This window comes from Okeania sp. (assembly GCF_983059655.1).
The window spans coordinates 1-8590 of the sequence record NZ_CEZPJD010000323.1 but is presented as its reverse complement, the minus strand read 5'-3'; the positions used below and the strand labels follow the sequence as shown (position 1 = coordinate 8590).

The window sequence follows — 8590 nt, the reverse complement described above, 5'->3', positions numbered from 1 at the left end:
CAGTATAACTGATTAAGCCTGAATATCGATACACTATTCTGTTATGGTTATTTTAATCCCTGGATTTCTTCCTACTTTTATTTAGGGCTTGCTGATTAAATCTCAAAGCATTTATTGATATAAGTTTTAGCCTTTTTAGGTCTTGAAAAAGTACCTGGTTTTCAGCTCCAATAGCTCAAAAAGGAGCGCATTTTGGGCAAGATAGGGGAAGAATAATCTTGGGACGATTTTTATGACCACCTCCTCTATAATTCCCCGTTCTTCCTGAATTCTGAATTCCACTCCTGGGAGGGGTTAGGGGTGTGTTGACTCCTACCCCTACCAAAAGACTTTATGAGCGCAAGCCCTATTTAAATAGGCAGTCTATAATTTATTCTCAAGAGCAGGCTTAAGATCACTTGAAACTCGAGCTACTGATAAATGTAGTTTTTCAGGTTGATGGAAGCATTTAAGTCTCTATGAGCTTCAAAACCGTATGAAGAAAACTGTAGAAAATCCGAACAGTTAAATTCTTAATACAGCGAATTCCGGCGTTGCTGATTCTGGGTATGATTTTGCCCCCCGAGCAAGCCAATTTTGGGGGGAATAAAACTCTAAAAGTCCCCCAATTTTGGGGGATTTAGGGGGCGTGGACCAGAACCAAACAATCACGCATTCATACTTCAATTCAGCAACGCCCGAATTCCTAGTATATGAAGTACAAAGATTAACAATTAAATGAATGCAAGTGCGGGCATCTTGCCCGCGATGGGTGTACCTCACGCTTAGTGGAATCTGCTGTATTATATTTGGATTAACCAATACTGGCTGTACGGTACAGCTCACTATTGCCTCGGCACTAAATACCTCTGGGAATTTCTTTTAACGTTAGCATTGATAACTTTACCTGTTGAACTTCTGAACAAACCACATTTGACTTATTTGCCTAAATAGTTTTTATGATGACAAGGTGCTTTTAAGTCTAGTGCTGAACTTCTACTGGTATAACTTTCTTCAGTTTCAATAACTTTGATGCCAACCAGTGAACATTTATAAGTTAACCGCTATAAATTAGCTCTGGGATTTCAACCCAAGCCGATTGCTAAAAGCTATTAGCCCAAAGCTAGTGCTACTACGCGGAAGTTATAAAGTTAAAAGTCAAAAGTATTAATTTATAATTGTTTTAGGATTTTGTAACTGGTTAGTTATTTCCGCCATCCTGCACCAGTTAAATTTGCTTCTTCAAGCTAGAAGATTTTATGTCAGATAATTTATTTCAAGCTGTAGTGGATACTTGCAATGAACGAGCTAACATTTGTTGTCCTAGTTCTATACTATTAGAAGTAGAAGCGCACTTCCAGTCTGGATGACCTGTCATTAATAAACTTTCTAAAGTTTCTTTGTCAAATAGATGCCATACTAGCGATTCATTAAAATAACATTCGACTGCATAGCAGTTTTGACTAATACAGTAAATATAACAAGTTTCGGAGGCTCTCTCAATTCTTATATGTGCCCCTGGTTCTAGGTCACGAAATTGAAATATATTTTGTTTAAACTCATCTGTAGAAGACACTGTAAAACCAGGAATTACAGCCGTTAGTGTTTTTTCTCCATTAATATGAATCCAATAATTACGAGTAGGATCGATTCTTTCTAGCCAAGGAGATTCGTCATCTAGGCGATAACGAGGAGCTAAAGGAAAAAACATATTCATATAACAAATCTAATATATATTTAATTTTATCTAAATAAACCTTACTTTTTATATTGCGGTAGAGTCTAGTTTAGATGCAACCAAACTTAACAAAACTTATTAGATTTATCATATATACGCGTTTTTGTCTGGGATGTGGAGACCAGGTGTTATAGAAAAAGGTATGTAGAGAAGATTCAATAGTTAATTATTAATAATTATTAGGGTTTGCTGAATAAAGTTTTTTGGTAGGGGTAGGAGTCAGGAGAAATTGGAATTAATTAGGATGTAGTTGGAAAAATTTTCCCTTGATTTTTCTGCCATGATCGTCCCAAAATACTAGCTTTATGCAGCTCTTGCCACCAAAAAACTGACACTTTTTTTATAATAAAAAACCTCTATTTATGTTTACACTTCAAACAAAAACACTATATTTAATAATTCTTGCCATTTCTTTTTCAGTTATTTAATACCAATTTCATCAAGTATTGCCACACTCATGGTACAAGAAGTAGGAAGCATAGTTCAAGATAAATGTATAGACAAAGAGAAAAAAACTTAACTAGTAGAAGAGAGCGGGAATAAATAACCAGTTACAAAATCCTAAAAGCCTTGCCAATCAATAACTTTTGACTGTCTTAAGTGTGTTTTACATTCTGGAGGGGCTGTGTGCGGAAGCATTTCCGCACTTTAAAAGCACCGTAGAAAACCTCAGAATTACACACTTGCTTTTGACTTCCGCGTAGCGAAACTAGCTATTAGCTTTTAGCATTTTCTGACGGAATTCTCCGCAAACAGCTAGCCTCCATGATCGGAACTAGGTTAAAGCTTGAGCGCAGCTCTGGGTTGAAATCCTCGGTTTATAGAAACCGGAAGGTGAGCGAAGGGGTTTCAACCCCCTTTCCGTTCTGGAATGCTCCGCAAAAGTACACATTTACTGCTGAGTACCGATCGCTGATTGCTTATTTAAAAATTTACAATAATGAAAGTCAATAAATATTGATAACATATATTATTTTCTAGAGGAGGTACTTTGACCGATTTCCATAAATTAATCATTATCAAAAAAAACCTGAAAACTTTCGTCCATTTTATTCCATTATCTAGATGGTAATTCCGATAAATTTAACCCACAAAAAGTAGTTAATCTTAACTTCCATTAGCAATATTTTAATCAATATCAAAATATCATGAAGTAAGTGCTTTATTGTACTTTATTCTGGTATGTTAGCTTGTAATTTTAAGCAGTTTCTACCATCTATCTGTAATACATAATCTACACGATCCATTAATCTATTCATAATCAACCATCCATAACCACTTTCTTGTTTAGCTTCTGGTGTTGGTGGGTTATACTCTCCCATGCTATAACCTTTACCATAGTCCCAGATTTCTAAAGCAATACCACTGTTTTGGGCTTCTAAGCGTATTAACACTGGTAAATTAGGTTGGTCTTTATGAGCATGACGAATCACATTAGAGTAAGCTTCTGCTAGAACCAAGCGTAAACGGTTGGATTGACGAGGCCAATCAATATGTTCTCCTAGCTCTACTTCTAAACTGCTCAATAACCACTGTTCAACAATAGTCAAAAAACGTAAGTCGCTTGGCACCTGAAGCTCGGTTTTCATAAATTCACAGAACCTCCAGAGATAGTATAGTTTGGTCATCTTCTTGAACTTGATTATTAGCTCGGATATCAGCTAATAAACTATTTAGGTCTATTTGGCTTTTGTACTGTTTTAAAAGTTCCCATAAACCTTCTTGTTGCAGCATTACACGAGTTTGTTTCCCACTATCAGTAGCCTCTTGAACTACTGTAGCTTCAGTGATGCCATCACTTGTCAATAGAAATATATCTCCTGAATTTAAGTCTATAGTACCTGCTTTTCCTTTCCATTTTGGCAATATTCCGAGGGGAATACCACGTTCTTTGAGAAAATTTGGTTTCACTTGATTAGAATCCTGATTTTCTATACTTAGCATTGCAGCTTGAGACCAAACCAAGGGATATATATGACCCGCATTAGCATAGGCTAATAACCCAGTTTCTGGTGTATAACGAGCTAAAACCATTGTAATGAAGCAATTGTTACTAATAAGGTCATCACATAGACCAGTATTAAGATTTTGCATTATTTCGTAAGGATCTGGGGGATTTTCTTGAGAAAGTTCTCGCCGCATTACAGACATAGCACTTGCCATGAATAAAGCAGCGGGTACTCCCTTACCAGAAACATCTCCCAGTGCCAACCAGATGTCACCTTGAGAATGGGTATAAACTTCAAAGAAATCTCCTCCTACTTCTCTGGCCGGATAGCAGCAAGCTTGTATCCTTAATTTGTCAAATTCTGGCCAACTTTGAGGCAATAGGTTGCTTTGTATCTGACGGGCGACCTCTAACTCATTACGCATTTGTTCTGCAAGTTCTCTGGTACGTTGATAGAGTTTGGCCTGAGATAATGCTAATGCTCCTTGCTCGAGGACACTTTCTATCAATTCTATATCTTCTGAAGACCAGAATTTACTGCTGTCTTGTTGATAAATAGCTAAAACTGCCAGTAACTCTTGTTGATAAATCAGGGGGATTATTAATTTAGATATGCTTTTATCTGAACTTTTTTCTAACTTGGTTTGACGACTTATTGCTACTTCCAAAAATTGTTCTGGAGTGAAAGGGAAGTTGTTTTGAGTAATTTCAGGGTTTTGATAAGAAAAAGATTCAGGCATTAAGCGATCGCCTTTTACTGGCCATAACTTGCCTTCTGTTGCATCAAAAGTCTGTCCCACTGTTTTAATGATTGTCGATAACATACTAGAGTAATCCAATGATTCCCTAATAGCACTCATTACTTCATTTAACATAGACTCTCGTCGCAAAGCACGAGTTAGAGCATTGGTGCGTTGGCTGACAATTTTGTAGGTTTCTGAAGCTTGTTGTACTACAGCCTTGAGTTCTTCTGGATTCCAAGGTTTTGTAATATACTTAAATACTTTTCCTGAGTTAATTGCTTCTACTAAGTCTTCTACATCTGTATAGCCTGTAAGTAGAATCCTAACTGTATTTGGATATTTTTCTAATGTTGTGCCTAAAAACTCTGTACCATTCATTTCTGGCATTCTTTGGTCAGAGATAATCAGTGCCATTTCTCCTTCATTTTCCAAAACTTTCATGGCGCTGAAAGCACTATCTGCTTTATATACTTTAAAGTCTCGCCGAAACGTCCGGTACAACAAATCTAGGTTGTCTGGTTCGTCATCGACTACCATCAATTTTAATTTCCCCTCTCCCCGACTCATACTATGCCTTACTCCCAGACAATTTTTCAAATTTTATACTCTCCGGTTGGCCTTGATAGCTTCCTAATTTATTAATTTATGTATATTTAGGATTTAGGATAAATAGCCTTGAGTTAAATCTTATGAATTTGGGGTTCATTTTTTCTCTGGCCATAAACTTCCAAGAAAAACTCATTTTGAGTATATTTTATACTTAGTTCTAGATATACATTATTCCAATAAATGTCTCATTTACTAAATATTATTCAATAATAAATTTAATTATAATTCAGTTTTTCTTGTTAATTATTTACTGATTTTTATACTTAATTAACCAATCTTTTCTGCCAATCTAAGTTTAGCAGAACGTGCCCGTGGGTTTAATGTTATTTCATGATCTTTGGCTTGAATGGGCTTTTTTGTCAATACTTGCAAAACAGATGAATTTCTGAAGCTATGTTTAACCAAACGATCCTCTAAACTATGAAAACTGATAATTCCAATTCTACCTCCTGGTTTGAGCCAGTTGGGAGCATTGTCTAGAAATGTTTCTAGGGCAGTAAGTTCTTGATTTACTTGTATTCTTAGAGCCTGAAAAACACGAGTAGCAGGGTGTATTTTACCATAACGGTATTTGCGAGGTACACAGTGGGCGATCGCTTCTGCTAACTCGGTTGTTGTTTCAAAAGGACGATGTTCTACTATTTTTCTAGCAATACGTCGCGATAAACGTTCTTCTCCATAGGTATAAAAAATATTTGCTAATTTAGCTTCTTCCCAAAAATTAACTATTTCGGCTGCAGTCAGAGATTGTTGCTGGTTCATCCGCATATCTAACTTAGCTTGATGCCGAAAACTGAACCCTCTTTCTGGGGTATCCAATTGCACAGAGCTTACACCCAAGTCTGCTATTATACCATCAAATTCAAGTTTTTTTGGCTCATACTCTGCAAAATTTCCATGCCAAAATTGAATATTGGAGTTTTCAGAGGCCAATAAAGTTTGACAATAGGCGATCGCTTGTTCATCTTGGTCAATAGCTACTACTTTAACATTTGGGGCCGTAGCTAAAATTGACTGGGTATGGCCACCAAATCCCACTGTTGCATCTAAGTAAAGACCTCTTGGAGATATTGCCAAACCTTGGATTAACTCGGTACTGAGAACAGGTATATGCTTCATCAAGTTAGAAGTCTATAGGAAAAATTTACCGAATAATTAATAATTAAATAATTCTGGTTTAAAGCCTCCCCTTTTAAGGGGAAAAAAAGAATAATATTTCCTTATATTCAATCCTCTCGGTTTTAACCAGAGGTAATTATCAATTATCAATTATCCATTATCCATTAATGAAAGTAGTGCCTCCTCCGGAGGAGCTTTCCTAGGTCATGCTATGCAAACACTAACACCCATTCAGGGTAACACCTGCAATCCGAAGGATATGTCATATTTGACTATCATTTTTATGAACTATGTAACAGAACATAAATACAGTCAATAATAATAACATTTAGCCTAAACCCGTTTATAGTCTAAAAATTGGGCTGAAATAAAAATTAGGTCACTATGGAGAATAGTCAACATGAGCAAAATTGAAACTAGAACCGAACCCATGGTCATTAACATGGGACCCCACCATCCCTCTATGCACGGGGTACTGCGGTTAATTGTCACCTTAGATGGGGAAGATGTAGTTGACTGTGAACCTGTGATTGGCTACTTACACAGGGGCATGGAAAAGATTGCTGAAAACCGCACTAATACAATGTTTGTTCCTTATGTGAGTCGTTGGGATTATGCTGCGGGAATGTTTAACGAGGCTGTGACAGTGAATGCTCCAGAACAATTGGCCGATATTGAAGTCCCCAAACGGGCTAGCTATATCCGGGTAATTATGCTGGAATTAAACCGGATTGCTAATCACCTCTTGTGGCTTGGCCCATTCTTGGCTGATGTTGGTGCCCAAACTCCTTTCTTCTATATTTTCCGGGAACGGGAAATGATTTATGACTTGTGGGAAGCTGCTACAGGTTATCGGATGGTGAATAATAACTACTTCCGTATTGGTGGGGTAGCTGCTGACTTACCTTACGGTTGGGTAGATAAGTGCGAAGACTTTTGCGACTATTTTTTGCCAAAAGTTGATGAGTATGAACGCTTAATTACTAATAATCCTATTTTCCGTCGTCGGATTACAGGATTAGGTGTAATTAGTAGGGAAGAGGCGATCAACTGGGGGCTTTCTGGTCCAATGTTGCGTGCTTCAGGGGTTAAATGGGACTTACGGAAGGTTGACCACTATGAATGTTACGACGATTTTGACTGGGATGTTCATTGGGAAAAAGATGGGGATTGCTTGGCCCGATATTTTGTGCGTATTCGGGAAATGCGGGAGTCAGTCAAGATTATTCGTCAAGCGATAAAGGGACTTCCTGGAGGACCTTATGAAAATCTGGAAGCAAAACGGATGGCTGGGGGGCCTAAGTCTGAGTGGAATGATTTTGATTATCAATTTTTAGGTAAGAAAATACCTCCTACTTTTAAGATTCCTGAAGGCGAACATTATGTTCGGATTGAAAGTGGTAAGGGAGAGATTGGGATTTATATTATTGGTGATAATAGTCCTTTCCCTTGGCGTTTTAAAATTCGGGCTGCTGATTTTGTGAATTTGCAGGTTTTTCCTCATATTTTGCAAGGTGCAAAGGTGGCTGACATTGTGGCTATTTTGGGTAGTATTGACATTATTATGGGGTCTGTAGATCGATAATTCAACAATGAATAATGAATAATGAATAATTACCTCTCCTTGAAAAGAAGAGGATTGACTAAAAAGGATAATTTTTTCTTCTCTTGGTCGATTGGATATGGCGAGGAGACCCGCTCTTATCAGAGCCGCTCCGCTTTATATGTTGCGGAGCAAAACGCCATCCCTCGACCGCTTTTTTCTCCTTTAAAGGAGAGGCTTTAAACCTTAATTATTCGGTAAAGAAACACCTCAGTGGTCAGCAGTAAATGTTTAGAAGGGGTTTAAACCAGAGCTGCTAAAAGCTATTAACGTGTAAGCATTCAGCCGTCAGCAATCAGCAATCAGCTATTGCTTTTAGTTTTAGATAAAAGCTTTACTAATTTAGACAGAATTTATACTTAACTATAAAAGTTGGCTAAAACAGTCTATATTCATTAAAATCCCTTTCTTTTGCTGAGAGCTGACAGTTAATAGCTGAATGCTTACATTAAGGTAGTAGGGAGTAGAGAATTTTTTCTTTATTCCCTTTTTTTAGGTGATAGGTGTTATACCAATTCATAAGTATTAATGCTATACTTAGGTAAGACTTCAGTTATTAAGTAATTAACACAAGTAAAATATTTTTTTTGCTAATTATTAGCAATTTATTTAATAGACATCTCCGAAAAAGATATAGACTTTTTGCACATAGCAGGCAACAGACAACAGGGAATATGTTTTGAGGAAAAAGGGACTAAAAATGGTGCCCGGTAACTGACTTTTACAACTCTAGCTTATGTCAAATAAAGGGTGAATTTATTTTCTGGAGATGTCTAACGTTAATTATTCTTATTTTTACTACTCCCCTACTCCCCTACTCCCCTACTCCCCTACTCCCCCACTCCCCTACT

General features: G+C 37.1%; 5 protein-coding genes. 1 reads left to right on the top strand and 4 read right to left on the bottom strand.

The annotated features are described in order from the left end of the window. Positions 1-1255: 1255 nt before the first annotated feature. The 4 genes from AC3DU7_RS18015 to rsmH all read right to left on the bottom strand — a co-directional run bounded on the left by AC3DU7_RS18015 (position 1256) and on the right by rsmH (position 6136). On the bottom strand, positions 1256-1696 hold the full coding sequence (locus AC3DU7_RS18015; RefSeq protein ID WP_488040694.1) for a hypothetical protein: 441 nt from the start codon (positions 1694-1696) through the stop codon (positions 1256-1258). A 1193-nt stretch (positions 1697-2889) separates the two neighbouring features. Beyond that, positions 2890-3306, bottom strand: a complete 417-nt coding sequence (locus AC3DU7_RS18010; protein WP_488040693.1) for an ATP-binding protein — start codon at positions 3304-3306, stop codon at positions 2890-2892. Positions 3307-3310: 4 nt separating this feature from the next. Next, on the bottom strand, positions 3311-4975 hold the full coding sequence (locus AC3DU7_RS18005; RefSeq protein WP_488040695.1) for a SpoIIE family protein phosphatase: 1665 nt from the start codon (positions 4973-4975) through the stop codon (positions 3311-3313). A gap of 309 nt (positions 4976-5284) precedes the next feature. Continuing rightward, a complete protein-coding gene (gene rsmH, locus AC3DU7_RS18000; protein WP_488040692.1) occupies positions 5285-6136 on the bottom strand; it encodes a 16S rRNA (cytosine(1402)-N(4))-methyltransferase RsmH in 852 nt (283 codons plus the stop codon). Between the two features lie 400 nt (positions 6137-6536). Here rsmH and AC3DU7_RS17995 point away from each other — a divergent pair, with 400 nt between their 5' ends. Next, complete coding sequence (locus tag AC3DU7_RS17995; protein ID WP_488040691.1) at positions 6537-7721, top strand: NAD(P)H-quinone oxidoreductase subunit H; 1185 nt, start codon at positions 6537-6539, stop codon at positions 7719-7721. Positions 7722-8590: the final 869 nt, after the last annotated feature.

Bases quoted from the DNA above. Each gene is read 5' to 3' on its own strand.
- AC3DU7_RS17995 (WP_488040691.1), top strand. From the start codon at position 6,537: ATGAGCAAAATTGAAACTAGAACCGAACCCATGGTCATTAACATGGGA.
- rsmH (WP_488040692.1), bottom strand. From the start codon at position 6,136: ATGAAGCATATACCTGTTCTCAGTACCGAGTTAATCCAAGGTTTGGCA.
- AC3DU7_RS18010 (WP_488040693.1), bottom strand. From the start codon at position 3,306: ATGAAAACCGAGCTTCAGGTGCCAAGCGACTTACGTTTTTTGACTATT.
- AC3DU7_RS18005 (WP_488040695.1), bottom strand. From the start codon at position 4,975: ATGAGTCGGGGAGAGGGGAAATTAAAATTGATGGTAGTCGATGACGAA.
- AC3DU7_RS18015 (WP_488040694.1), bottom strand. From the start codon at position 1,696: ATGAATATGTTTTTTCCTTTAGCTCCTCGTTATCGCCTAGATGACGAA.